The sequence below is a fragment of the Nocardia sp. NPDC051463 genome, from assembly GCF_040681975.1.
Taxonomy (GTDB): Bacteria; Actinomycetota; Actinomycetes; order Mycobacteriales; family Mycobacteriaceae; genus Nocardia.
The window spans coordinates 91994-115632 of the sequence record NZ_JBFBAB010000013.1; the positions used below are offsets into that span (position 1 = coordinate 91994).

Below are 23639 nucleotides of genomic sequence, written 5' to 3' on the forward strand. Positions count from 1 at the left end.
CATGATCGAATGCTGTTCATTCGACTCGGTCGCGGCGTACCCTGGCGCGGATCTGTGTGTCGTGTGTGGGCACTCCACGCACCGAAGAGAGGGATCTCGTGCGTCGCAAGTTGTTCGCCGCCGCCATGCTCGCCATCGTCGCCGCCACCGGGCTCTCCGCATGCGGCAGCGACGACCCGAACGTGATCAAGGTCGGCACCGAGGGCACCTACTCCCCGTTCAGCTACCAGGGCTCCGACGGCAAGCTCACCGGGTACGACATCGAAGTGGTCCAGGCTGTCGCGGACAAGCTCGGCAAGAAGGTCGAGTTCGTGCAGACGCCGTGGGACGCGATCTTCGCCGGCCTCGAGTCCAAGCGCTTCGATCTGGTCGCCAATCAGGTGACGGTCAACGACGAGCGCAAGGCCAAGTACTCGCTGTCGCAGCCGTACACCACCTCCGAGGGCGTCATCGTCACGCGCTCCGACAACAACGGCATCACCACTCTCGCCGACCTGAACGGCAAGACCTGCGCCCAGTCGGCCACCAGCAACTGGAGCAAGGTCGCCACCGGCGCGGGCGCGAAAGTCGAAGCAGTGGAAGGTTTCGTCCAGGCCATTCAGCTGCTGAAGAACGGTCGCGTCGACGCCACCGTCAACGACACTCTCGCCGTTGCCGAATACACCAAGAAGACCAGCGACACCAGTGTGAAGGTATCGGGCAAGACCGGTGAGACCAGCCACCAGGCTTTCGCGGCGCGCAAGGATGACGCGCTGGTCGCCGAGGTGAACAAGGCGCTCGATCAACTCCGCGCCGAGGGCACACTTGCCCAGATCTCCGAGAAGTACTTCGGCACCGACGTCAGCAAGTAGCGGCGGCCCTGCCATGGATGCCGCGACGCGGGAACTCATCTGGCACAACCTGTGGCCGATGTTGCAAGCCACGATCACCAAAACCATTCCGCTGACGGCCATCAGTTTCGTCATCGGTCTGGCCATCGCGCTGCTCGTGGCGCTGGCACGGATGTCACCGGTGTGGCCGGTCCAGGCGGCCGCCCGGTTCTACATTTCGATCATCCGGGGTACGCCGCTGCTGGTGCAGCTGTTCATCGTCTTCTACGCGCTGCCGCAGTTCCACATCGTGCTAGACCCATTTCCGGCGGCGGTGATCGCCTTCAGTCTCAATGTCGGCGGCTACGCGGCGGAGGTGGTGCGCGCGGCGATTCTGAGCGTGGCCGATGGGCAGTGGGAGGCTTCACAGGCGCTGGGCATGTCGTATCCGATGATGATGCGACTGATCATCCTGCCGCAGGCATCACGGATCGCGGTGCCACCGCTGTCCAATACGTTGATCTCGCTGGTGAAGGACACCTCGCTCGCCTCGACCATCCTGGTCACCGAGTTGCTGCGGACCGCGCAGATCGCGGCTGCTCCGACCTTCGATTTTTTCGCCCTCTACGGTGTCGCGGCCCTCTACTACTGGGTGATCTGCCTGGTCCTCGGTTTCGGGCAGACCCGTTTGGAAACGCGATTGAGCCGTCATGTCGCGCGGTGACCGCTCGTTCGTAGGTTCCCCCAACTTCTGTGCAAATTTTTCACCAAGGTTTCACCGAGGCCACGACAAGACCACCACACCCGGCGGGACTAGGCTCTACTCGTGATGCGACGGACGAAGATTGTGTGCACTCTCGGCCCGGCCACTGCCACCGAGGACCGTATTCGAGAACTCGTCGAGAGCGGCATGGACGTGGCGCGGTTGAATTTCAGCCACGGCGAACACGCCGACCACGCCGAGAACTATAAGAAGGTGCGAGCCGCTTCCGACCACCTCGGTCGGGCAGTCGGTATTCTCGCCGACCTGCAGGGACCCAAGATCCGGCTCGGCCGGTTCATCGAGGATCGCACGGTCTGGGCGACGGGCGAAGAGGTCCGCATCACCGTCGACGACATCGTCGGCACCCACGACCGTGTCTCGACCACCTACCGGGAACTGGCCAAGGACGCTAAACCGGGAGACCGGCTGCTGGTGGACGACGGCAAGATCGGGCTGACGGTCACCGGCGTCGAGGGCAACGACGTCGTCTGCCGGGTGACCGAGGGCGGACCGGTCAGCAACAACAAGGGTGTTTCGCTGCCGGGCATGGATGTCTCGGTGCCCGCGCTGTCGGAAAAGGACATCGAGGACCTCGAGTTCGCACTGAAGCTCGGCGTGGACTTCATCGCGCTGTCGTTCGTGCGTTCGCCCTCGGATGTGGAACTCGTGCACGACGTGATGGACCGGGTCGGTCGCCGCGTCCCGGTGATCGGCAAGCTGGAGAAGCCGGAGGCCATCGACAACCTCGAGGCCATCGTGCTCGCCTTCGACGCGGTCATGGTCGCTCGCGGTGACCTCGGCGTCGAACTGCCGCTCGAGCAGGTGCCGATCGTGCAGAAGCGCGCCATCCAGATGGCACGGGAGAACGCGAAGCCCGTCATCGTGGCGACCCAGATGCTGGAGTCGATGATCGAGAACTCGCGTCCCACCCGGGCCGAGGCCTCCGATGTCGCGAACGCGGTGCTCGACGGTGCCGACGCGGTGATGCTGTCGGGCGAGACCTCGGTCGGCGCGTACCCGATCGAAACGGTGCGCACCATGGCGCGCATCGTGCACGCGGTGGAGACCGAATCGACCCGGGTGCCACCACTGACCCATGTGCCCCGCACCAAGCGCGGTGTCATCTCCTACGCGGCCCGCGATATCGGCGAGCGGCTCAACGCCAAGGCCCTGGTGGCGTTCACTCAGTCCGGTGACACGGTGCGCCGGCTCGCCAGGCTGCACACCCCGCTGCCGTTGCTGGCGTTCACCCCGCTGCCGGAGGTGCGCAGCCAGCTGTCGCTGACCTGGGGCACGGAGACCTTTATCGTGCCGACGGTGGACAGCACCGACGCCATGATCCATCAGGTCGATGTAGCACTGCTGTCGATGGAGCGATATCAAAAGGGTGATCTGGTGGTAATCGTTGCGGGCTCCCCGCCCGGTACCGTCGGGTCGACCAACCTGATCCATGTGCACCGTATCGGTGAGGAGGACCATTAGAGTGACTGCTTCCCTGAGTGGTGTCGTCGGCGTCGGTTCGGCGTCGACGGAGGGCTCGGATCTGCGGGTGTTGCTCGGACTGCTCGATCTGGAGCAGGTCGACGAGGATGTCTTCGTCGGCCAGCATCCGGAGAAGGTCTGGAGCCGCACGTTCGGCGGGCAGCTCGTATCGCAGGCGATCATGGCGGCGGGCCGGACGGTCGGCGACCGTCCGGTGCACGCGGTGAACGCGCACTTCGTGCGCGGTGGCGATGTGAAGAAGCCGATCGAATACCGCGTCGACCGCCACCGCGACGGGCGCTCGTTTGCCAACCGCACGGTGACCGCGAGCCAGGATGGCCAGGAGCTGTTCGTCATGCTTGCCGCGTTCCAGGATTGGGGCAAGGGTCTCGAGCACTCGGCCACCCAGCCGGTCGTTCCGGATCCGGAAACGCTGCCGCGGGTAGAGGAGAGCTTCGAAGGCTTGGAGGACAAGCTGGAGATGTTCATCAAGGCCCCGCACCCGATCGACATGCGCTACACCAACGACCCGGCCTGGATCATGAAGGGCACCGGCGAGCGACTCAATCACAACCGGGTGTGGATGCGCGCCGACGGCAGGCTGCCCGACGATCCGCTGGTTCATGTTGCGACGCTTGGCTATTCGTCGGATACCACGGTGCTCGACTCGATCATCACCACACACGGGCTTTCCTGGGGCCTCGACAGGATCATCGCGGCGACGGTCAACCATTCGATCTGGTTCCACCGCCCGTTCCGCTTCGACGAGTGGGCGCTGTACGCCACGGAATCCCCCGTCGCCGCGGGCTCCCGCGGTCTGGCGACGGGCAAATTCTTCTCGCGCACCGGCGAACTGCTCGCCACCGTGGTGCAGGAAGGCCTGATCCGCCACTTCCCATCGCGGACCTGAGCTAGAGCGGCTCGCGCTCGGTCTCGAAGTCGAAGCTGTCGCGACGCTGCACACGGATGGTTCGTGGGACCGCCAATTCGGTAGGGCCGCAAGAGGTTTCCAGCATAAGCCTGCGCTCCAGGGCGGCCAGGCTCGGTGCCGTGAGATCGCGCGCGGCCCCTACCAGGCTCAGCGCGATCTCATAGGTGCGGCGGCCTTCCTGCTCCACGCCGGGATGGTCGACGCGCCACTGGGTTTCGAGCAGCATGTGGTCGGGTGCGTCGGAGTCGACAGGCAGCGTGAAACGCCACGCGAACACGTCGCGATCCTGGAGGTGGTCGTCCACCACGGCGCGCACCGAGTCGACGACACGCTCCAGGGTTTCCGGTGTCACATAAACATGGAGCGAAACATCCGAAATTCGTTTCGGCATGTCTGATTCCTGTCGTGTGTCGAACCAGCAACGGCGGAATGTTGTTCGCGGGGAGTTTAAACCCTCCATGCACATGATGAACACAGCCAGGGCCGAATACGCGTGGACGCGTCCCCCGCGCCGCGGTGTCACGGGATCCGATGCGCCGCCAGGAATGCCGCGAGCGGTGCGGGCGCGGTTCCTGGTGCGACCACGAGACCGGGACGTTCTGTGTCGACTTGCTTGCGCTGCTCGTGTGGGGCCAGTGTGAGCAGCAGCGGTATCAGCGCCTCGGCGATCCGGTCGCCGACCTCACAGAACGCGGCCTCGGACAGGCCGACCGGGTCGGCGATGTTCTCGCGGCCGACCAGTGCGAGGTCGTGGCGGGCGCGATGCAGATCGGCAATGCTGCGCGCGCCGGTCACTTTGGCGATCCGGTGTGCCTCCAACAGGGTGAAGGTGCGCGGCCCCGCTCCGAAACCCATCGACGTGGCCTGGTCGCGGATCTGCTCGGTCATCGTGAGCACCAGATCGGCGCGGTCGATCATGCCCGGCTCGAGGCGGCGCGCGCGAAAGTTGTCGGGGTCGGCGCCCAAGCCCGAGATGGTCTGGGCCGCGAGCGGTTCCACGGGGAAGCCGACCAGCGCGCGGGTTCCCGCGCTCTCCGCGGTGAGGCCGGCGAGGCGGTGTTCGACAGCGAGGGCGCGGGTAAGCCGCTCGGCGATCACCGACCGGCATACATTGCCGTTGCAGACGAACAGGACGTGCATGGGGATACGGTAGGACGGCGGATAACGATTCAGAAGCGGTCAAGCCGCGAATCACACCGCCACGAGCACATATTCATCTGTGCGTTGCGCGGCGTACACGAAGTAGGCCCTCGTATTCGGAGAGCCGCACGACGGGCGTTGCCGACCGGTGGCCGGCCCGTCATCGAGGTGTGGGCGTATCCACGTTGTTGCCCGATATGAATGAATTGAATCATGGTGTCGCCGACCGATGTCGTCAGCGTTGGGAAGCCGCGTCCGTCGGCCAGGTGCGGCCGTCAGTCGGATTCGGTTCCGTAGTATGCGGATTCGTCGATCACCGGCGCCACCTTCGCTGCCTCGTCGTGCACGCGGCCGCGGGTGGAGAACTTCCGGCCGCGCGAGGCGACGACGGGCGCGAAGCGCGCGAGCCCGGTGGCGGATTCCATGTCGTCGTACATGGCATCCATCCCGCCACGCAGGAAGTAGGCCTCGTGCCAGAACCCGGTGCCGCCGGAGTCGCGCAGGAACTTCTGCCACCAATCGCGGTGGGGCGCCGAGCGTGTCCACCGCTCCAGGCTGTCGAGATCGCGCCAGTACTGCCGTGCCCCCCAGTGCGGAGGAAACAGCGCCCAGACCACGTCCTCGTGCGATAGGAGACCCTCGGGTTGATCCTTGTGTGACTTATAGAGTTTCGGCCCGAGCCCGAGCAGACGCAGGATCCCGCGCGGTCGGCGCACCCGCATCCCGAGGTAGACGACTACCAGGTCCGGATACTCGGACAGGTCGACTGTCGTTCTGTTCACTCGCATGCTGGGGACCTCCGAAACCGAGGTGTGTGATGCACACCCTACGCGCGAAATACGCGCTGAGTCGGCATCCGGTTCGACCGTGTGAGCCGGGTGCGGGCAAGGCAAACGGCCCGTGCTCGTGTGAGCACAGGCCGCCTGCCGCATCGGTGCCGATTGTGGGACTCGAACCCACACGTCCTTTCGGACAACGGTTTTTGAGACCGTCGCGTCTGCCAGTTCCGCCAAATCGGCGCACCGGTTGGAAAGCATAGCGGGTAGGTGGCGTCGAACGCGAATGGGTTCCCCTCTGTGTCGCGGACGGGGGGTTTGCGCAGGGTATATGGGTTCTATGCCGAAGTGAAAGGTACTCTCTACATCACTCGACAGCGCAACGGTGGGCCGATGGACCGGCACATGGGCCACGGCCACCCTTCGGCGTGTCGGGACAGGCATCGGAACCAGAGGGGTCTACCTATGAGCAGTACAGCAGGGGGCGCCGCCACGAAGCGGGACGCCGGGGCGAAGCGGGTCGTCGTCGCGGAGGACGAGGCGCTCATCCGGATGGATCTGGTGGAGATGCTGACCGAAGAGGGTTACCAGGTTGTCGGCGAAGCGGGCGACGGTCAGCAGGCCGTCGATCTCGCGGTGGAGCATCGGCCGGACCTGGTCATCATGGACGTGAAGATGCCGCGCCGCGACGGTATCGACGCCGCGGCCGAAATTGCGTCGAAACGTGTTGCGCCGGTGGTGATTCTGACTGCGTTCAGTCAGCGCGATCTGGTCGAACGCGCACGCGACGCGGGCGCGATGGCGTATCTGGTGAAACCGTTCACGAAATCCGATTTGGTGCCCGCCATCGAATTGGCGGCGAGTCGCTTCCACGAGATCACTGCATTGGAGAACGAGGTCGCCAATCTCTCCGATCGGCTGGAGACCCGCAAACTGGTGGAGCGGGCCAAAGGCGTCCTCATGCAGACGCAGGGGCTGTCGGAGCCGCAGGCATTCAAGTGGATTCAGCGCACCGCGATGGACCGCCGGACTACCATGAAAGCGGTAGCCGAGGTGGTGCTGGAGAACCTGGCCCCGAAGTGACCCGATGAGGGCCTTGGCCGGTCGCGGCCGGAAAATTTACTTCGATGAAACCCATTCACGAAGAAGAATTCGAAACAATGTCGTTCTCATGACGCGAATGTGATGCGGAACTAACGTGGCAACGCTATGTTCTGACCGGGCCGACGTGGTCGGCCTCCTCGGCGAGCCGAGGGAGTACAGGACGTAGAGGTGAGGGACGTGCTTAGTTCGATATGGCGCAGTCGTTCGACGCGAGGAGTATTGGTAGTCGGTGCCGCGGCTGCCCTCGTGCTGACGGGCTGCAGCGACAAATCGACCAACGAATCGGGTTCATCCGGCACAAATGGTGCGGGAAGTCTGTCCATCCAGCCGGTGGCACAGGTGGACATCGACGGTAAGCAGGTCCCGAAGACCGACCCGGCCAAAGCCGCCGATCCGGCGGGCAACGGCAAGGCGACCTGTCCTGCCGGTACCACGATTGCCTTCGCAGGCGCCTTGACCGGCCCCAACGCGGCGCTCGGCATCAACATTGTCCAGGGCGTGAAGCTGGCGCTCGATCAGCACAACAAGGCGAACGCGGGCTGCAAGATCGAACTCAAGCAGTTCGACACCGAGGGCGATCCGCAGAAGGCCACCCAGGTCATCCCTCAGATCGTCAACGACAAGTCGATCATCGGCCTGGTCGGTCCCGCGTTCTCCGGTGAGACCAAGGCGACCGGCAAGATCCTCAGCGATGCAGGCCTGGTCTCGGTTACCTCTTCGGCCACCAACGCCACGCTCACGCAGAACGGCTGGACCACCTTCTTCCGCGGCCTGGCCAACGACGATGTTCAGGGTCCGTCGGTCGCCAAGTACCTGGTCGGCACCGCTGGCTACAAGAAGGTCTGCGTCGTCCAGGACAACAGCGACTACGGCACCGGCCTGGCCAAGAGCATCACCGAGGGGCTCGGCGCGGCAGCGGATCCGAGCTGCGCGGCCAGCATCAAGACCGGTGACAAGGACTTCTCCGCCACCGTCACCAAGATCGCGGGCGCGAACGCCGACGCGGTCTTCTACTCGGGTTACTACGCCGAGGGCGCACCGCTGGCGCAGCAGCTGAAGTCCGGTGGCGTCAAGGCCGTCTTCATCGGCCCGGACGGCGTCAACGATCCGCAGTTCCTGTCGCAGGCGGGTAGCTCGGCCAACGGCGCGACGCTGACCTGCCCGTGTGGTCCGGCCCCGGAGAAGTTCGCGAAGGACTACGAGGCGCTCAACGGACAGGCGCCCGGCGTCTACTCGGTCGAGGCCTACGACCTGGCCACGATCCTGAGCAAGGGCATCGATAGCGGCAAGGTGACTCGTCCCGAACTGCTCGAGTACGTGCGGTCCTATGACGGGCCCGGTCTGGCGCGCCAGTACAAGTGGAACCCCAACGGGGAACTGTCCAACGCACTGATCTGGATCTACACGGTCAAGTAACCCGCGCCACGAAACGCGCAGCACGTATGGGGGTTCGCGCGAATCCCTGTACGTGCTGCTGTTTCGTGAGGGCGAATGAATGAGGGCGAATTACGAATGACTTCAACAGTATTGGCCGGCGCTGTACAACTAGCCGGCGGTTCGATCGACTTCAACTATCAAGGAGTGATCGACGATTTCTGGCGACTGACCGTCGACGGATTGTCCTACGGTGCGATATACGCACTCGTCGCTGTCGGCTACACCCTGGTCTACGGCGTACTGCGGCTGATCAATTTCGCCCATTCCGAAATCTTCATGCTCGGCCTGTTCGGCCAGTATGTCGGGCTTATGCTGCTCGGGTTTTCACCGAGCGGTGATGTCTACTCTCAAGGCATCGTTCTCACCATCACCTATCTCGCGCTGGCGATGATCTTCGGCATGGCCGTATCCGGTGCCGCGGCAGTCGGATTGGAGCGAGTGGCCTATCGACCGCTGCGCAAGCGCGGAGCCAAACCGCTGATCTTTTTGATCACCGCCATCGGCGCCTCCTTCGTGATCCAGGAGGTCATGCACTTCGTGGTGCCGAAGGTGTGGCCGAAGCTGGGCGGCACCAACGCACAGAAGCCGATCATGCTGGTCGAGCCGACCAAGCAGTTCAGCTTCGGCGGCGCGGATGTCACCAATGTGACGATCGTGATCATCGTCGCCGCCGTCATCCTCGCCATCGCCACCGAGGTGCTGATCAACCGGACGAAGTTCGGTCGCGGCATCCGGGCGGTGGCACAGGATCCCGACACCGCGACGCTCATGGGTGTCTCGCGGGAGCGGATCATCATGCTGACCTTCCTCATCGGCGGCGTGCTCGCCGGTGCGGCCGCACTGCTGTACGCGCTGAAGATTCCTAACGGGATCATCTATTCGGGTGGTTTCATCCTGGGCATCAAGGCGTTCAGCGCCGCGGTGCTGGGTGGTATCGGCAATCTGCGGGGCGCGCTGCTCGGCGGGTTACTGCTCGGGCTGGCGGAGAACTACGGCCAGATCCTCTTCGGTACCGAGTGGCGTGACGTGGTCGCGTTCGTTGTCCTGGTTCTGGTGCTCATGATTCGCCCGACCGGCATTCTCGGTGAGAGCCTCGGAAAGGCGCGCGCATGACCGACACGGTAAAGAGCCCGCCGCCGCAGAGTGGGGCGGAACAGACGGCTGGGCATGGCGTCGGGGATGCCTTGCGGACCTGGTGGGGTGGGTTGTCGCGGCCCGCCCAGTGGGGCGTCGGCGTGCCCGCCCTCATTCTGCTGGCGCTGCTGCCGCTGTACCCGCCGCCGTTCCTGGATACTCCCGGTACCAGCTTCGGTGGCGTGATGGCCCAGTTCGCGATGTACGCGCTGCTTGCCATCGGCCTGAATGTCGTTGTCGGACAGGCGGGTCTGCTCGATCTCGGGTACGTCGGCTTCTATGCTGTCGGTGCGTACACGGTGGGTCTGCTGACCAGTCCCAACAGTCCGTGGAACCAGACCGATGGCGGCTGGCTGAGTGAGGACTGGGCCTGGTTGGCCTGCCTGCCGTTGGCGGCGGCTGTCACCGCGGTGTCCGGTCTGATTCTCGGTTCACCGACGCTGCGGTTGCGCGGCGACTATCTGGCGATCGTGACCCTCGGCTTCGGTGAGATCGTCCGGTTGCTCGCCGACAATCTCGGCGACCTCACCAACGGCAGTCTCGGGCTGTCCGGCATCGCTTATCCACGTGTCGGTGAGTCCGCGGAGCGGCCCAACGGTGTGTTCTCCGCGGGCAACGTCGGTGACTCCGAAGCCTCGAACATCTTCGCAAGGGCCAACTCCGGCATCTGGTGGTTCTGGGTCGGCATGGTTCTGGTGATCATCGTGTTGCTGATCGTCGGCAATCTGGAGCGCAGCCGGGTCGGCAGGGCCTGGGTCGCGATCCGAGAGGACGAGGACGCGGCCGAGATCATGGGGGTGCCCACCTTCAAGTTCAAGCTGTGGGCATTCATGATCGGCGCCGCTGTCGGCGGGCTGTCCGGTGCGCTGTACGCGGGCCAGGTGCAGTTCGTGAATCCGAGCGGGTTCAACATCATCAACTCGATGCTGTTCCTCTGCGCGGTCGTCATCGGCGGTCAGGGCAATAAGCTCGGCGTGATCGTCGGCGCGTTCATCATCGTGTACCTGCCGAACCGGCTGCTGTCGGTCCAGCTGGTCGGACAGACCGTTGTCGGTTACCTGCTGCTCGGACTGGCCATCGTCGGCATCATCGCGTTGATCGTCGGGTGGAAGCGGTGGGCACGGGATCGGGAGCGGCCGGTGCGTCGCGGTTATCTCGCCGGCGCGATCGTCGTGGTGATCGGGATGTTGATCGTCCTCGGGAACGTGCTGGAATTCCATGAGCAGGGCGCGCAGTCGCTCGGCGACTTCAAGTACCTGTTCTTCGGGATCACGCTCATCGTGTTGATGATTTTCAAGCCGCAGGGGTTGTTCCCGGTGCGACAGAAGTTGCTTGCCTACGGGCGGCAGGTATATCGGGCCGTGCGCAAACCGTTCGGCAACGAAGTGATCGGGGAACAGGCATGACCGGGCCGGGCGCGGGTGACGCGCTATTCGACAACGAGGACATGTCGGCCGGCTATGCCGCCGAACCGGAAGCGACGCCGAGCGCGGGCGTCGTCGATCTGACGGCCGTGCTGCCGGAACTCGGCGATGCGGAGACGGTCGCGGAAGTGGTCGCGCCGAGCCGTGAGATCGAGACGCCGGTGGGTGAAGCGCTGCTGCGCACCGACGGATTGACCGTGAAGTTCGGCGGCCTCACCGCGTTGGACAACGTGAGTTTCGAGATTCGCCGCGGCGAAATCCTCGGGCTGATCGGGCCCAACGGCGCGGGCAAGACCACCTGCTTCAACGCGATCACCGGTGTGTATCGGCCATCATCGGGCGTGGTCTATTTCGATGGTAAGCCGCTGACGAAGACCAAGCGCAATGCCATCACCCGCCTCGGTATCGCACGCACCTTCCAGAATATTCGTCTCTTCGCCGAGATGACCGCGCTGGAGAACGTGGTGGTCGGCACCGACGCCAGGCACAAAACCTCGGTGCCGGGCGCCATCTTCCGCACGACACGGCATCGCCGTGAGGAGCACGAGGCCATCGAACGCGGCATGGCGCTGCTCGAGTTCGTCGGCATCGCACCGCGTGCGGTGGAGAAGGCGCGCAATCTGTCCTATGGCGACCAGCGCAGGCTGGAAATCGCCCGCGCGCTGGCCACCGAGCCGAAACTGCTCTGCCTCGACGAGCCCGCCGCCGGATTCAATCCCAGCGAGAAGTCCGCGCTGATGGATCTGATCCGCAAGATCCGCGACGACGGGTTCACCGTCCTGCTGATCGAGCACGACATGCGGCTGGTGATGGGCGTGACCGACCGCATCGTGGTGCTGGAATTCGGTCGCAAGATCGCCGACGGGCTGCCCGCCGACATCCGCGAGAACCCCGATGTGATCAACGCCTATCTCGGTGTACCCGACGACGGCGTCGGTGCGCCGGACAGGGGCGCCGAACCGGGGGCAGCGCAGGACACACACGGGACGGACGGGTAGGGACGACGATGGCATCACACAGGCAATCCGCCGGCCCCGGCGACGCATCGGGCCCGCTGCTCGAAGTCAAGGACATGGTCGTCAACTACGGCAGAATCGAAGCGCTGCACGGGATTTCGCTGCAGGTGGCGCACGGCGAGCTGGTGACACTGCTCGGCGCGAATGGCGCGGGCAAGACCACCACGATGCGCGCCCTCTCCGGGCTGCTGCCGCTGACCCGCGGCCGCATCGTGTTCGAGGGCCGTGACATCACCCATATGAAGGCGCACGACCGGGTCAAGCTCGGGTTGATCCAGGCACCGGAAGGCCGCGGCGTCTTCCCCGGTATGACGGTGCAGGAAAACCTCGACATGGGCTGCTACGCCAGGCCGTTCGAGCCGAAATCGGAGTACGACAGCACCCTGGAGTGGGTGTTCGGCATGTTTCCTCGGCTCGAAGAACGGCGCAAGCAGGTCGGCGGCACGCTGTCGGGCGGCGAGCAGCAGATGCTGGCGATCGGCCGCGCGTTGATGGCACGGCCGCGGCTGCTGCTGCTCGATGAACCGTCGATGGGGCTGGCGCCCATGGTGATTCAGCAGATCTTCCGGATCATCTCGGAGATCAATCAGCAGGGCACCACGGTGCTGCTGGTCGAGCAGAACGCTCAGCAGGCGCTGGCCCGCAGTGATCGCGCCTACATCCTGGAGACCGGCGAGGTGACCAAGTCCGGCTCCGGTCGCGATCTGCTCACCGACCCCGCGGTGAAGTCGGCCTATCTGGGCGTCGGATAGATGACGTCGTGCCATCCGTGGCCGCCTCGGGTATGACGGCGGCCACGGATGGTCATGATGAGCTGACGGGTATGGCCGATCAGTATCGGGACGCCGTGCTCGGTGCCGCGCCGAGGACGGCCACCCTGCCGGGTGCCGATCGTTTCGACGGCGCGAGGTCATCGAGCGGCTCGGGGACTGCTTCGATATCGAGGTCTTTCACGATGTCATGCTCGGTTCGGTGGGTCTGCCGGTGCGGGGAGCCGGCGACCCCCTCTGCGGGGTGCTCACCGGCAGGGACAGTCGCTGCCCGAGGCGGCCACCGCGGTACCGGACAGCGCGGTCCCGGTGTCGGACACCGCCGCCACGACAGCCGCGGTGTCCAAGTAGAAGGGCCGGATCTCGCTGATGAGCCCGTCGCGGAAGGCGATCAGCTGCATCACCGAGGTATCGAGCACGCGGCCGGTGGCGCGCGCTCGCAGCCTGCCGACGTTGTAGATGACCACCGCATCTCCGTCGACCACGAACCGCTGCTCGAGGAACTCCAGTGACGACCAGGTCTCGCTCATCGCGTCCATGAACCGCCGGATGCCGTCGCGGCCGTGCCATTCGCCGCCGTAGGGCAGGTTGGCGGCCTGATACATCACGACATCGGGGGCGAGGCAGGCCGCCATACCGGCGAAGTCGCCGCCCTCGGTGATGTACGCGGCTTCCGCTGCGAAGAACCGCTGCAAGGCGGACATTGTTGTGGTCACGGGAAAATAATGGGCGCGAGCCGCGGCCGGGTCCGGCGGAAAACGGACGTAACACTCGATGCCGCGCGGCGCCCGGGAGCCGCCGCTGTGAGATGTCGGTGGGCCTCCCTAGACTCTTCACCGTGACCCCAGCGACCACTGATCAGCGTTCGAGTTCCGTCTCTGCAGCCGGCTCCGATGCGGCCGGTCCGCAGCCGACTCTGCTGTTGCTGGATGGGCATTCGATCGCCTATCGCGCGTTCTTCGCGCTGCCCGCCGAGAACTTCAAGACGGTCACCGGGCAGACCACGAACGCGGTGTACGGCTTCACCGCAATGCTCATCAACTTGCTCCGCGACGAGAAGCCGACCCATATCGCCGCGGCCTTCGACGTGTCACGCAAGACGTTCCGCACCGAGGCGTACCCGGAGTACAAGGCCAATCGCAGTGCTACGCCCGACGAGTTCCGCGGGCAGGTCGAGCTGACCAAGGATGTGCTCGGCGCGATGGGCATTCCGGTGATGGCGATCGATGGTTTCGAGGCCGACGACCTGATCGCCACGCTCACCACCCAGGCGGCCGCCGAGGGCTTCCGGGTACTGATCGTCTCCGGTGACCGCGACTCGATCCAGCTGGTCGACAACAACGTCACGGTGCTCTACCCGCGTAAGGGCGTGTCCGATCTGACCAGGTTCACTCCGGACGAGGTGATGGCCAAGTATCAGCTCACCCCGGCCCAGTATCCGGATTACGCGGCCCTGCGCGGCGACCCGAGCGACAATCTGCCCGGCATTCCCGGTGTGGGAGAGAAAACCGCAGCCAAGTGGATTCGCGAATACGGTGACCTCGCCACCCTCGTCGACAAGGTGGACGAGGTGAAGGGCAAGGTCGGCGATGCGCTGCGGGCCAATCTGAGCAGCGTGGTGCTCAACCGGCAGCTCACCGAAATGGTGCGCGATGTGCCGCTGCCCTACACCCCCGATCAGCTGGCCCAGCAGCCGTGGGATCGCAACAAGATCCACCAGTTGTTCGACGATCTGGAATTTCGGGTGCTGCGCGACCGGCTGTTCGAGACGCTGGCGCCGCCGGAGCCCGAAGCCGAGGCGGGCTTCGAGATCAGTGGTGGCGCTCTGGAAGTGGGCGGGGTCGCGGCCTGGCTCGCCGAGCATACGAAAACTGGTGTTCGGCATGGTGTTTCGGTGGTCGGATCGGGCACTCCCGGCAACGGTGACGTACGTGCGCTCGCCATTGCGGGGGGTGACGGCGAGAGCGGCTATATCGACGTCACGGTGCTGACCCCCGAGGACGACGCCGCGCTCGGCGCGTGGCTGGCCGACCCGGCCGTGCCCAAAGCGCTGCACGAGGCCAAGTCCGCGATGCACGCGCTGCGCGGCCGCGGCTGGACCCTGGCCGGACTGACCAGCGATACCGCACTGGCGGCCTATCTGGTACGCCCCGGCCAGCGCAGCTTCAATCTCGACGACCTGTCGCTGCGGTACCTGCACCGCGAGCTGCGCGCCGAAATCGACGAGACGCCCCAGCTGTCGCTGCTCGACGACGAGGACACCGTCGATGCGGAGGTCGCACAGACCGAAATGCTGCGGGCCAGGGCCGTCGTCGACCTTGCCGCGGCGTTGGACACCGAACTTCAGCAGATCGAATCCGTTCCGCTGCTGGCGGAGATGGAACTGCCGCTGCTCGGGGTACTCGCCGGTCTGGAGGACGCGGGCATCGCCGTCGACGTCGACCAATTGGAGACATTGCAGCGCCAGTTCGCCGACAAGGTGAACGATGCGGCCAACGCGGCCTACGAGGTGATCGGCAAGCAGATCAACCTGGGCTCGCCGAAGCAGCTGCAAGTCGTGTTGTTCGACGAGCTCGATATGCCCAAGACCAAGCGCACCAAGACCGGTTACACCACCGACGCCGATGCGCTGGAATCGCTGTTCGAGAAGACCGAGCACCCGTTTCTGCAGCATCTGCTCGAGCACCGCGACGCCACCCGCCTGAAGGTCACGGTGGACGGTCTGCTCAAGTCCGTCGCCGACGACGGTCGCATCCACACCACGTTCAACCAGACCATCGCCGCGACCGGCAGGCTCTCCTCTACCGAGCCGAACCTGCAGAACATCCCGATCCGCACCGACACCGGTCGCCAGATCCGCGACACCTTCGTCGTCGGCGCCGGCTACGCCGAGCTGATGACCGCCGACTACAGCCAGATCGAGATGCGCATCATGGCGCACCTTTCCGCCGACGCGGGCCTGATCGAGGCCTTCAACTCCGGTGAGGATCTGCACACCTTCGTCGCGTCCAAGGCCTTCGACATCCCGCTGTCGGAGGTGAATCCCGAGATGCGCCGCCGCATCAAAGCGATGTCCTACGGCCTTGCCTACGGTCTGAGCTCCTACGGTCTCTCCGCGCAGCTGAAGATCAGCACGCAAGAGGCGAAGGAACAGATGGATGTCTACTTCGACCGCTTCGGCGGCATCCGGGACTACCTCTACGAGGTCGTCGAGCAGGCCCGCAAGGTCGGTTATACCGAAACCCTCTTCGGCCGCCGCCGCTACCTGCCCGACCTGGACTCCAGCAACCGTCAGCGCCGCGAAGCCGCCGAACGCATGGCGTTGAACGCTCCCATCCAGGGCACCGCCGCCGACATCATCAAGGTCGCGATGATCAACGTGAACAAGGCGATCACGGCTGCGGGGCTGCGGTCGAGGATGCTGCTGCAGATTCACGACGAGCTGGTGTTCGAGGTCGCCGACGGCGAGCGGGAGGCACTGGAAACGCTGGCCCGCGAACAGATGTCCGCGGCCATCACACTGTCGGTGCCGCTGGATGTCTCGGTGGGCACCGGTCGCAGCTGGGATGCCGCCGCGCACTGAGGCGCGCAGGCCGCCGTCGAATATGCGTGGCTGAGCCGGACCCCTCAGTGCGTTCGGTCGCAAAAGCTGCGCGTGGTTTCCATGACGGCGGCCAGGGGCTGGGCAGCAGACACCTTGTGCTGCCCAGCTTTTCAGCGCCCGTCGGCGAGCAGCTCGTACGGCTGGAAAGTCGACGATCTCCCTCGCATGGCGGGGCTACAGTAGGCGGCACGATCGGCGGTATCCATCATCGGCGAAACGTCTTCGCCGACGTAATGGTTTCGCGAGCACGACCGCTCTTGTCCCCAGATCGGCCGGGAACCTCCTACGTCGGGACCCGAGGCGCCGGGTGCTACTCGCGGTGGCGGACCAGTCGAGCCGAGCCTGCTGACAAATCAATCTCGTCGCGCGGCGGTGCGCCATCGGACTTGTCTTCTTTGTGCATCAGCACGCTCTGGCGTTGCTCGAACTCGTGGCGCTTGGCGCCTTGGAAAACGGCGGTGACTTCCTCGAAACCGGCGGCCGCGACCGGGCGGCCCGTGCGGTCCTCGAACCAGGGGAGGACGCGGCTGCCGGTCAAGCGGCTCCAGAGCACCTCGGCCGCGGCGAACGCCATCAGCAGTATCGCCAGTCCGGGAATTGTCATGGCAACGAGCAGGCCCATGACGTCGAAGGTACCGGCCCCCGCACCATTGCGCCGTGATACTCGAACCCGGTGAAATAGGCTGCTACCGCGCTGCGAACTCCACCCGGGCCGCATATCCCGTGACCTGCGCAGTTGATACTCGCAAGTAGGCACACCGAGGTGCTGACAAGGTTGCGATTGCGTCGAGATACCCCTATCGTGTACCGCGTGCCGAATCCCGCCGACCGCCACAGCGCCGTGCTGAATGTCGCAGACCGCGACAGCGCCGCGCTAATTCCGCTTACCGCGGTGGTGGCTGCCCGGCGACTTCTTCTCGTAGTAACCCGCCGTAGCGGGGTCTGATTCGGACCGGCCCCCTCGCTGCGGGCTGTTGATTGTTAGTGCTGGTCCCCTCTGCCGATTCTCTTCGGGAAGACCTGAATTGCAATGACGATCCTTACTCTCGACACACGCACGTTCATCGCTGCCGCACCCAAGGGCCTGCGGGCCGACTGCGGTGGCCTGACGCCTGCGGAGTTCTACGACCGCTACTGCGAACACGCCGGACCCGTCCGGCTCAGCGACTGGTCGCTCGCCGGTAACGGGAGCGCGGAGTGCGTCGCGACGCTGGAGTTCGCCGAGCAGCTGCGGACGTTCAGCACCACCGGCAGTCCGGTGGCGGCGATGACTTCCGCGCTCTACGACGCGGGCTATCCGGTCGAGATCCTGCAGTTCCACCAGCGCCGCACCGAGGCGGGCACCGCCACCTTCGTGCAGTGCGAGGTGAACGGCAGGCGCGGCTGGGGCGCGGCCATGGCCGACGACGGCGCCGAGTCGACGATTCGCGCTATGATCGCCTGCGTCAACCGAATTGCTCGTTGACCCGATAGGCCCGACGGTTCGCAAGCCCTGAAATCGCAACGGACCGTTCACCTTTCGAAGGTGAACGGTCCACGCTCGGAATCTGTCTGCCTTACTTCGCGGTCTGCTCCGACTGCTCGGCCAACTGCTTGCGAACCTCATCCATGTCCAGGGCCTTCACCTGGGTAACGAGATCCTCCAGTGCGGCGGGTGGGAGCGCACCGGGCTGTGCGAACACCAATACGCCCTCGCGGAACGCCATGATGGTCGGGATGGAGCGGATGTTGGCTGCGGCGGCCAGGCCCTGCTCCGCCTCGGTGTCGACCTTTCCGTGGACGACGTCGGGGTGCTTGGTCGAGGAGGCCTCGAAGGTCGGCGCGAAGCTCTTGCACGGGCCGCACCACTCTGCCCAGAAGTCGACGAGTACCACGTCGCTTCCGGTGACTACCTCGTCGAAGTTCTGCTGGGTCAGCGTCTGGGTGGCCATGACGTCCTCTCGTGTCGTTTTATTGCCAGCTGTAACGTCCGGCGTTCTCTTTATCTTCCACGGGCCACCGGCCACTCACGCCGTTGGTCACCGTCCCAACGCCGGATACCCACGATGGTCGCCGGGAAATCACGGTCTCTTGCGACAACGTGTACGGCCTCGCCCAATTGCTGGTGGGACACGCGGCGCGCCAGTGTCACGTGCGGCGTCCACTCGTCGGGGTGCAGGTTCGACGGAACGCCGGGACACTGCGCCACGATGCTGAAGATCCGGCGGTGCACTGCGAGCAGTTGCTCGGACGGAACAACCGCCCGGACCAGGATCGGATGGCGCGAACCGAACACCAGCAACCCGCCGAGGCGGACCGGGAATTGTCGGAAACTCTGCTGCTCGAGGACGTGGTCGATGCGCGGCCAGAGCTCTTTGGCGACCGCGATGGTGATGTGCGGGCGCGTGGTCTCGGCGGTCTTCGCCGCGACACTGGGGATGCCCGCGTCCGCGAGCAACTGCCACTGCCGCCGGATCTCCGTATCGGCTGCGTCGTCCAACAGTAATTCGACCGACTGCACCATGGTCCCAAAAAATAGCGCCCCCGGCGTGTCCATGGGGCAATTCGGCCGCAGCCGATCGGCGGCGGGAGGATGACCTGGTGAACGATGCGACGCAACGCGACAGTTCGACACTCCGTCTCGGTCTGATCGACGGCGACGGGATCGGCCCCGAGATCGTGCGGGCGACGCGGGCAGTGGTCGACGAGGCCATGGCCGCCGCCGGTGCGAATCCGGTGGAGTGGGTTCCGTTGCTGATGGGTCATCGCGCGATCGAAGAGTTCGGCGAGCCGCTGCCCGAGGCGACCTTGACCGGTTTGGCGGGACTCGACGCGTGGATCCTCGGACCGCACGACAATGCGTCCTACCCGGCCGCGCATCGTGGGGCGGTCGCGCCCGGCGGCGCCATTCGCAAGCGGTTCGGGCTGTACGCCAATATCCGGCCCGCACGGGCATTCACGGGTGTGCGCGCGGCCGCGCCGTTCATCGACCTGGTGATTGTCAGGGAAAACAGCGAGGGCTTCTACGCCGACCGCAATATGTTCGCCGGGTCGGGAGAGTTCCGGCCGACACCCGATGTCGCGATGGCTGTCGGCGTCGTCACCCGCCGCGCTTGTGAGCTGATCGCCCAAGAGGCCTTCCGGCTGGCCGCGACGCGTCGTCAGCGGGTGACCATCGTGCACAAGGCCAATGTGCTGCCGATGACGATGGGGCTGTTCCGCGATGTCTGCTACGAGGTCGCCCGCGATTATCCGAGTATCGAGGTCATCGACGAGCATGTCGACGCGACCGCGGCTCATCTGGTCCGCGCGCCCCGCGATTTCGATGTGCTCGTCACCGAGAACCTCTTCGGTGACATCCTCTCCGATCTGGCGGGAGAGCTGAGTGGATCACTCGGCATGGCGGCATCGCTGAACTGCTCGCAGTCCCGTGCGATGGCGCAGGCGGTGCACGGCGCCGCACCGACGTTGGCGGGACGTAATCGCGCGAATCCGGTGGCGCTGCAGCTGTCGGCGGCAATGTTGTTGAACTGGTTGGGGACTCGCAACGCCGACCGAATATTGCGCAACGCGGGGGAGCGCGTCGAGCGCGCGGTCGCGGCCACCTTCGAGGCTGGTATCGCGACCGCTGACCTGGGTGGTCTCGCGTCGACGAGTGAATTCGCCGAGCAAGTTTGCGCCAGGGTCCACCGCCGGTAATCAGCGTATTGCGCTCGGGTTTCAGCACGGACCGGATTGATCTTCCGTTACCGACCCGCGAATCGCGGCGAATTCGCAATATCAGCGAGTTCATGAGTGGCAAGGTCACCGTCCGCAGTCGCTTCGCGTTGCCACCTCGGTGGCCTTGGGTCGCCGTGTGGTTCGACTCGACCAGGTGTTGCTGTACTCCCGCGGTCCGTTGCGCCAGGTCATCGCCGATGGCAGTCGCGTATCAGAGAAAGAACAAGAGCCGATCCGTCAGCAGCGGTATCCGAAGTGACATCTCCAGCTGGATCGTGCCACCGAAACGCCGACGGAAACGACTCGGCAAACTCACCCCGGCCGAGTTTGAAATAATCAACCAGGCCGCACACTCGGCCTGAACCACTCGACCCACGAGTCGATCAACAGTGGGGGGAGTCTCGTGGGTGTGCGGTGGCCAGGCGGCTGAAGCTATGAGCGCCGCAGTTTTGCAGTATTTCGAGTCCAGTTCATCTGCTGATTCCGACACCGCAGTGCAGCTCGACATCCAGCCGATCAACGCCGGTTACCGCGACGTCCCGACGCCGTCGGAAGCTCCATCGCCGCCGACCGCAGCGACAACATCGAAGAGATTGGGCAGCAATGATTCACTTGATCATGCGATCCGCGATCTGTGTGATGGCAGGAACCGGCCTCTCGTTCGCGGGTGCCTCGGTGCCCGTCGCGGCGACCTCGCCCGATGTAGTCGTGACCGGCGGCGAGATCTCCGGCTTCGCCGCCGACGGAATCACCAAATACCTGGGCGTCCCCTATGCCGCACCCACCGGCGGCGAAGCGCGATTCAGCCCACCACGGCCCGCACCGCCGTGGCCCGGCATCCGGCAAGCTCACGGCCACGGGCCACAGTGTCCGCAGACCGGACTCCTGCCCGACCCGTTTCCGACTGGCCCCACCAGCGAGGACTGCCTGAGTATCGACCTATACGTGCCCGACGGCGCCGGTGACAGAAACCTGCCGGTCATGGTGTTCTTCCACGGCGGCGGCTACACCGACGGCTCCAACAGCCAGTACGACGCGCCCAGCCGGATGGTCGCCGAAGGCAACGTCATTGTGGCCATCCCCAATTACCGCCTCGGACCATTCGGATTCATGTCGCTACCCGAGTTGGCTGCCGAGCCCGGTGGCGCGACGGGAACAGCTGGCATCCAGGATCAACAAGAAGCCCTACGCTGGGTGCGCGACAACGCCCACGCCTTCGGTGGCGACCCATCCAACGTCACGATCTTCGGTGAATCGGCCGGCGCCGGAAGTATCTGCGCACACTTCGCCGCACCCGCCTCCGACGGCCTCTACAACAAAGCCATTATCCAAAGCGGATCCTGCGCCCGATCGCCCATGGTGCCCCGTAACCGCGACGACTCTTTCAGGCGCTCACAGCAGTACGCCGACAGCGTCGGATGCGGCGATCCCGCAACACAATTGGCATGCCTACGCGCACTACCCGCCGCGAAACTCCTGGAATCACCGATCGCCCAATTCGACGGACTACCGACCTGGATACCCACCGTCGACGGCGTCGTCGTCACCCGAACACTCGACACCGCACTCGAGCGAGCAGCTGACCGAAAGATACCCCTCATCGTCGGTAACAACAGCAACGAAGGCGCACTGTTCATCGTCGACTCGGACTATGCGCGCGGCCGCATCCCGGATGCCGCAAGCTACGAGCGCTACGTCCGCCGATCATTCGGCGCCTACGCCGACCGAGTACTCGCCCAATACCCACTCGACCGGTACCCCTCACCCTCGGCCGCCCAATCCGCGGTCATCACCGACAGCCTGTTCGCCTGCCCCGCACTGTTCGTCGCCCGCGTCGCCCGCGACACCGGACATCCGGTCTGGCAGTACGAATTCGACGAAGCCCCATTCGGCGACGCCAACCCCCTGTTGCCCGGCGCCTTTCACGCCGGTGAACTGCCCTATCTGTTCAGCAGTCTGATGAGCCTGCCGATCCCATGGACCGGACCGTCCGATGCCTTCGCCCGACAAATGCGGCGATGGTGGACCACCTTCGCCCACACCGGCAACCCGAACGGACCCGGCTCACCCCTGTGGTCGGCCTGGCCCGAACCGACCGGGCAAAGCTCCGACGGGCCGGTACTGACCATGCGGGCGACAGACAGCACCATGTCCTACGACTTCGCCGCCGAGCACAACTGCGGATTCTGGTCCGAACGCCCCCACTGAATCCGCCCAGCGGTGCAGACAAATCCCTCGATGCGGCGGAAATCGGCAACTGCGCCCGAGGTCGACCGGGCTCGGATCGGCACTGCCGCCATGCGATGATTTCGGACGCTCACCAGCCCGTTCCGGGCTCCGCCCGGCGCTGAGCGGTAGTCGTTGCGGGTCGGCCGTCGACGCGCGTGGCCGGCAGAGTCGAGCAGCGGGGCGGTATCGGTGACCGGAGTGTGTCAGAGGACACGGCGGTCACTGCCCCTCAAAGCCGCTGGTCAGGATCTGAGGGGGTAGGGTGTCTCGGCGGCGTGCCGGCGCCTGGGCAGTGGTGAGTTCGCAACGACTTCGTGTCGTTCTTTCGTGACTGTCCAGCATGAAGCGTTCCGGTCGCTTAGATTGCCAACGGGTGGTGACACCCGGGTTGAATCCGAAATGTGGAGGGCTGCTGTGTCTGTTCGATCGGTTTTTGGCAGGCGCGCCCTGCAGGCGATGTGCGTCGTCACCGGCGGCGTGCTGGTGCTGTCGAGCTGTAGTAATTCGGAGGACAGCAGCCCCGAGGTGGCGAAGGTGGCCGGTGTCGACAAGGTCGACTCGATCGCCGCGCAACTTCCCGACAAGGTCAAGCAGTCCGGCAAGCTCGTCGTCGGCGTGAACATTCCGTATCAGCCCAACGAGTACAAGGACCCGAGCGGTAAGATCGTCGGCTTCGATGTCGACCTGATGGACGCGATCGCCGCTACGCTCGGCGTGAAGGCCGAATACCTCGAGTCGTCCTTCGAGAAGATCATCCCCTCCATTCAGGCGGGCACCTACGACGTCGGCATGTCTTCGATCACCGACTCGAAGGAACGCGAGCAGAGCGTCGACTTCACCACCTACTTCAAGGCAGGCAGCCAGTGGGCGCAGCAGACCGGTAAGCCGGTCGACCCGGACAACGCCTGCGGTAAGAAGGTCGCGGTCCAGGCCACCACGGTCCAGGACACCGACGAGATCCCCAAGCGCAGCGAGAAGTGCGTTGCCGAGGGTAAGCCCGCCATCGAGAAGAAGTCCTTCGATGAGCAGAGTGCGGCCACAACGGCCCTGGTGCTCGGCCAGGTCGACGCCATGTCGGCGGACTCCCCGGTGACCGCCTACGGCATCAAGAAGAGCGACGGCAAGATCGAGGCCGCCGGTCCGGTCTTCGACTCCGCGCCCTACGGTTGGGCGATCCCGAAGGGTTCGGCGCTCGGCAAGGCACTACAGGCCGCGGTGCAGCACCTGATCGACAATGGCAAGTACCTCGAGATCACCAAGAACTGGGGCGTACAGGAAGGCGCGATCACCAAGTCGGTCATCAACGGCGCAGAGAGCTGAT

23 protein-coding genes and 1 tRNA gene are annotated in these 23639 nt (G+C 65.0%); 15 read left to right on the top strand and 9 right to left on the bottom strand.

Going from position 1 to position 23639, the window contains the following annotated elements:
* Positions 1-125 precede the first annotated feature (125 nt).
* The 4 genes from AB0M74_RS18810 (at position 126) to AB0M74_RS18825 (ending at position 3964) form a co-directional block, all read left to right on the top strand.
* Positions 126-851 carry an amino acid ABC transporter substrate-binding protein gene (locus AB0M74_RS18810; protein WP_366527605.1) on the top strand — a complete coding sequence of 242 codons (726 nt, stop codon included), beginning with the start codon at positions 126-128 and terminating at the stop codon, positions 849-851.
* Between the two features lie 13 nt (positions 852-864).
* Complete coding sequence (locus AB0M74_RS18815) at positions 865-1533, top strand: amino acid ABC transporter permease (protein ID WP_366527531.1); 669 nt, start codon at positions 865-867, stop codon at positions 1531-1533.
* A gap of 102 nt (positions 1534-1635) precedes the next feature.
* Complete coding sequence (gene pyk, locus AB0M74_RS18820) at positions 1636-3054, top strand: pyruvate kinase (RefSeq protein ID WP_328411602.1); 1419 nt, start codon at positions 1636-1638, stop codon at positions 3052-3054.
* 1 nt (position 3055) lies between these two features.
* Positions 3056-3964 carry an acyl-CoA thioesterase II gene (locus AB0M74_RS18825; RefSeq protein WP_366527532.1) on the top strand — a complete coding sequence of 303 codons (909 nt, stop codon included), beginning with the start codon at positions 3056-3058 and terminating at the stop codon, positions 3962-3964.
* 1 nt (position 3965) lies between these two features.
* Here the strand turns inward: AB0M74_RS18825 and AB0M74_RS18830 are convergent, their stop codons facing one another.
* The 4 genes from AB0M74_RS18830 to AB0M74_RS18845 all read right to left on the bottom strand — a co-directional run bounded on the left by AB0M74_RS18830 (position 3966) and on the right by AB0M74_RS18845 (position 6144).
* Entirely contained in the window at positions 3966-4376 is a 411-nt protein-coding gene (locus AB0M74_RS18830; RefSeq protein WP_366527533.1) for a hypothetical protein, read from the bottom strand.
* Positions 4377-4504: 128 nt separating this feature from the next.
* Positions 4505-5125 carry a low molecular weight phosphatase family protein gene (locus AB0M74_RS18835; protein WP_366527534.1) on the bottom strand — a complete coding sequence of 207 codons (621 nt, stop codon included), beginning with the start codon at positions 5123-5125 and terminating at the stop codon, positions 4505-4507.
* A 275-nt stretch (positions 5126-5400) separates the two neighbouring features.
* Positions 5401-5913 carry a phenylacetaldoxime dehydratase family protein gene (locus AB0M74_RS18840; RefSeq protein ID WP_366527535.1) on the bottom strand — a complete coding sequence of 171 codons (513 nt, stop codon included), beginning with the start codon at positions 5911-5913 and terminating at the stop codon, positions 5401-5403.
* Between the two features lie 147 nt (positions 5914-6060).
* Positions 6061-6144 (bottom strand) — tRNA-Leu (locus tag AB0M74_RS18845).
* 222 nt (positions 6145-6366) lie between these two features.
* Here AB0M74_RS18845 and AB0M74_RS18850 point away from each other — a divergent pair.
* The 6 genes from AB0M74_RS18850 (at position 6367) to AB0M74_RS18875 (ending at position 12768) form a co-directional block, all read left to right on the top strand.
* Entirely contained in the window at positions 6367-6984 is a 618-nt protein-coding gene (locus tag AB0M74_RS18850) for an ANTAR domain-containing response regulator (RefSeq protein ID WP_366527536.1), read from the top strand.
* Between the two features lie 240 nt (positions 6985-7224).
* On the top strand, positions 7225-8421 hold the full coding sequence (locus AB0M74_RS18855; RefSeq protein WP_366527606.1) for a branched-chain amino acid ABC transporter substrate-binding protein: 1197 nt from the start codon (positions 7225-7227) through the stop codon (positions 8419-8421).
* 96 nt (positions 8422-8517) lie between these two features.
* Positions 8518-9555 (top strand): branched-chain amino acid ABC transporter permease, encoded by a 1038-nt coding sequence (locus AB0M74_RS18860; RefSeq protein WP_366527537.1) that lies wholly within the window; start codon positions 8518-8520, stop codon positions 9553-9555.
* Positions 9552-10982, top strand: a complete 1431-nt coding sequence (locus AB0M74_RS18865; RefSeq protein WP_366527538.1) for a branched-chain amino acid ABC transporter permease — start codon at positions 9552-9554, stop codon at positions 10980-10982. The genes AB0M74_RS18860 and AB0M74_RS18865 overlap by 4 nt, the downstream gene beginning before the upstream one ends.
* Positions 10979-11998, top strand: coding sequence for an ABC transporter ATP-binding protein (locus AB0M74_RS18870; RefSeq protein ID WP_366527539.1), 1020 nt, complete (start codon positions 10979-10981; stop codon positions 11996-11998). Before AB0M74_RS18865 ends, AB0M74_RS18870 begins: the two co-directional genes overlap by 4 nt.
* Before the next feature lie 8 nt (positions 11999-12006).
* Positions 12007-12768, top strand: a complete 762-nt coding sequence (locus AB0M74_RS18875) for an ABC transporter ATP-binding protein (protein ID WP_366527540.1) — start codon at positions 12007-12009, stop codon at positions 12766-12768.
* A 79-nt stretch (positions 12769-12847) separates the two neighbouring features.
* Here the strand turns inward: AB0M74_RS18875 and AB0M74_RS18880 are convergent, their stop codons facing one another.
* Together AB0M74_RS18880 and AB0M74_RS18885 are read right to left on the bottom strand one after the other, a co-directional pair.
* Positions 12848-12970 carry a hypothetical protein gene (locus AB0M74_RS18880; protein WP_366527541.1) on the bottom strand — a complete coding sequence of 41 codons (123 nt, stop codon included), beginning with the start codon at positions 12968-12970 and terminating at the stop codon, positions 12848-12850.
* Positions 12971-13034: 64 nt separating this feature from the next.
* Positions 13035-13502: a nuclear transport factor 2 family protein gene (locus tag AB0M74_RS18885; RefSeq protein WP_366527542.1), complete on the bottom strand. Its 468-nt coding sequence runs from the start codon at positions 13500-13502 to the stop codon at positions 13035-13037.
* 122 nt (positions 13503-13624) lie between these two features.
* On the opposite strand from AB0M74_RS18885, the gene polA reads away from it, so the two are divergent.
* Positions 13625-16369 (top strand): DNA polymerase I, encoded by a 2745-nt coding sequence (polA, locus tag AB0M74_RS18890; protein WP_366527543.1) that lies wholly within the window; start codon positions 13625-13627, stop codon positions 16367-16369.
* Between the two features lie 331 nt (positions 16370-16700).
* Here polA and AB0M74_RS18895 read toward each other — a convergent pair whose 3' ends face one another.
* A complete protein-coding gene (locus AB0M74_RS18895; RefSeq protein WP_366527544.1) occupies positions 16701-17012 on the bottom strand; it encodes a DUF6191 domain-containing protein in 312 nt (103 codons plus the stop codon).
* A 408-nt stretch (positions 17013-17420) separates the two neighbouring features.
* Between AB0M74_RS18895 and AB0M74_RS18900 the strand changes: the two genes are divergently transcribed.
* Positions 17421-17855 carry an alpha-isopropylmalate synthase regulatory domain-containing protein gene (locus AB0M74_RS18900; protein WP_366527545.1) on the top strand — a complete coding sequence of 145 codons (435 nt, stop codon included), beginning with the start codon at positions 17421-17423 and terminating at the stop codon, positions 17853-17855.
* Positions 17856-17946: 91 nt separating this feature from the next.
* On the opposite strand, the gene trxA is transcribed toward AB0M74_RS18900, so the two are convergent.
* Together trxA and AB0M74_RS18910 are read right to left on the bottom strand one after the other, a co-directional pair.
* The gene (trxA, locus tag AB0M74_RS18905; RefSeq protein WP_328411628.1) at positions 17947-18321 is read right to left on the bottom strand and encodes a thioredoxin; all 375 of its coding nucleotides are present in this window, start codon (positions 18319-18321) and stop codon (positions 17947-17949) included.
* A gap of 50 nt (positions 18322-18371) precedes the next feature.
* The gene (locus AB0M74_RS18910; protein ID WP_366527546.1) at positions 18372-18893 is read right to left on the bottom strand and encodes a 2'-5' RNA ligase family protein; all 522 of its coding nucleotides are present in this window, start codon (positions 18891-18893) and stop codon (positions 18372-18374) included.
* 77 nt (positions 18894-18970) lie between these two features.
* Here AB0M74_RS18910 and AB0M74_RS18915 point away from each other — a divergent pair, with 77 nt between their 5' ends.
* The 3 genes from AB0M74_RS18915 to AB0M74_RS18925 all read left to right on the top strand — a co-directional run bounded on the left by AB0M74_RS18915 (position 18971) and on the right by AB0M74_RS18925 (position 23638).
* Positions 18971-20068 carry an isocitrate/isopropylmalate family dehydrogenase gene (locus tag AB0M74_RS18915; RefSeq protein ID WP_366527547.1) on the top strand — a complete coding sequence of 366 codons (1098 nt, stop codon included), beginning with the start codon at positions 18971-18973 and terminating at the stop codon, positions 20066-20068.
* A gap of 639 nt (positions 20069-20707) precedes the next feature.
* A complete protein-coding gene (locus AB0M74_RS18920; protein WP_366527548.1) occupies positions 20708-22297 on the top strand; it encodes a carboxylesterase family protein in 1590 nt (529 codons plus the stop codon).
* 477 nt (positions 22298-22774) lie between these two features.
* Positions 22775-23638, top strand: a complete 864-nt coding sequence (locus AB0M74_RS18925; protein ID WP_366527607.1) for an ABC transporter substrate-binding protein — start codon at positions 22775-22777, stop codon at positions 23636-23638.
* The last annotated feature ends 1 nt before the right edge of the window (position 23639 follow it).

What these genes read in the sequence shown, in the direction of transcription:
- AB0M74_RS18810 (WP_366527605.1), top strand. Translation starts at nt 126, where the DNA reads ATGCTCGCCATCGTCGCCGCCACCGGGCTCTCCGCATGCGGCAGCGAC.
- AB0M74_RS18815 (WP_366527531.1), top strand. Translation starts at nt 865, where the DNA reads ATGGATGCCGCGACGCGGGAACTCATCTGGCACAACCTGTGGCCGATG.
- AB0M74_RS18830 (WP_366527533.1), bottom strand. Translation starts at nt 4,376, where the DNA reads ATGCCGAAACGAATTTCGGATGTTTCGCTCCATGTTTATGTGACACCG.
- AB0M74_RS18835 (WP_366527534.1), bottom strand. Translation starts at nt 5,125, where the DNA reads ATGCACGTCCTGTTCGTCTGCAACGGCAATGTATGCCGGTCGGTGATC.
- AB0M74_RS18840 (WP_366527535.1), bottom strand. Translation starts at nt 5,913, where the DNA reads ATGCGAGTGAACAGAACGACAGTCGACCTGTCCGAGTATCCGGACCTG.
- AB0M74_RS18850 (WP_366527536.1), top strand. Translation starts at nt 6,367, where the DNA reads ATGAGCAGTACAGCAGGGGGCGCCGCCACGAAGCGGGACGCCGGGGCG.
- AB0M74_RS18860 (WP_366527537.1), top strand. Translation starts at nt 8,518, where the DNA reads ATGACTTCAACAGTATTGGCCGGCGCTGTACAACTAGCCGGCGGTTCG.
- AB0M74_RS18865 (WP_366527538.1), top strand. Translation starts at nt 9,552, where the DNA reads ATGACCGACACGGTAAAGAGCCCGCCGCCGCAGAGTGGGGCGGAACAG.
- AB0M74_RS18870 (WP_366527539.1), top strand. Translation starts at nt 10,979, where the DNA reads ATGACCGGGCCGGGCGCGGGTGACGCGCTATTCGACAACGAGGACATG.
- AB0M74_RS18875 (WP_366527540.1), top strand. Translation starts at nt 12,007, where the DNA reads ATGGCATCACACAGGCAATCCGCCGGCCCCGGCGACGCATCGGGCCCG.
- AB0M74_RS18895 (WP_366527544.1), bottom strand. Translation starts at nt 17,012, where the DNA reads ATGGGCCTGCTCGTTGCCATGACAATTCCCGGACTGGCGATACTGCTG.
- AB0M74_RS18900 (WP_366527545.1), top strand. Translation starts at nt 17,421, where the DNA reads ATGACGATCCTTACTCTCGACACACGCACGTTCATCGCTGCCGCACCC.
- trxA (WP_328411628.1), bottom strand. Translation starts at nt 18,321, where the DNA reads ATGGCCACCCAGACGCTGACCCAGCAGAACTTCGACGAGGTAGTCACC.
- AB0M74_RS18910 (WP_366527546.1), bottom strand. Translation starts at nt 18,893, where the DNA reads ATGGTGCAGTCGGTCGAATTACTGTTGGACGACGCAGCCGATACGGAG.
- AB0M74_RS18920 (WP_366527548.1), top strand. Translation starts at nt 20,708, where the DNA reads ATGCGATCCGCGATCTGTGTGATGGCAGGAACCGGCCTCTCGTTCGCG.
- AB0M74_RS18925 (WP_366527607.1), top strand. Translation starts at nt 22,775, where the DNA reads ATGTGCGTCGTCACCGGCGGCGTGCTGGTGCTGTCGAGCTGTAGTAAT.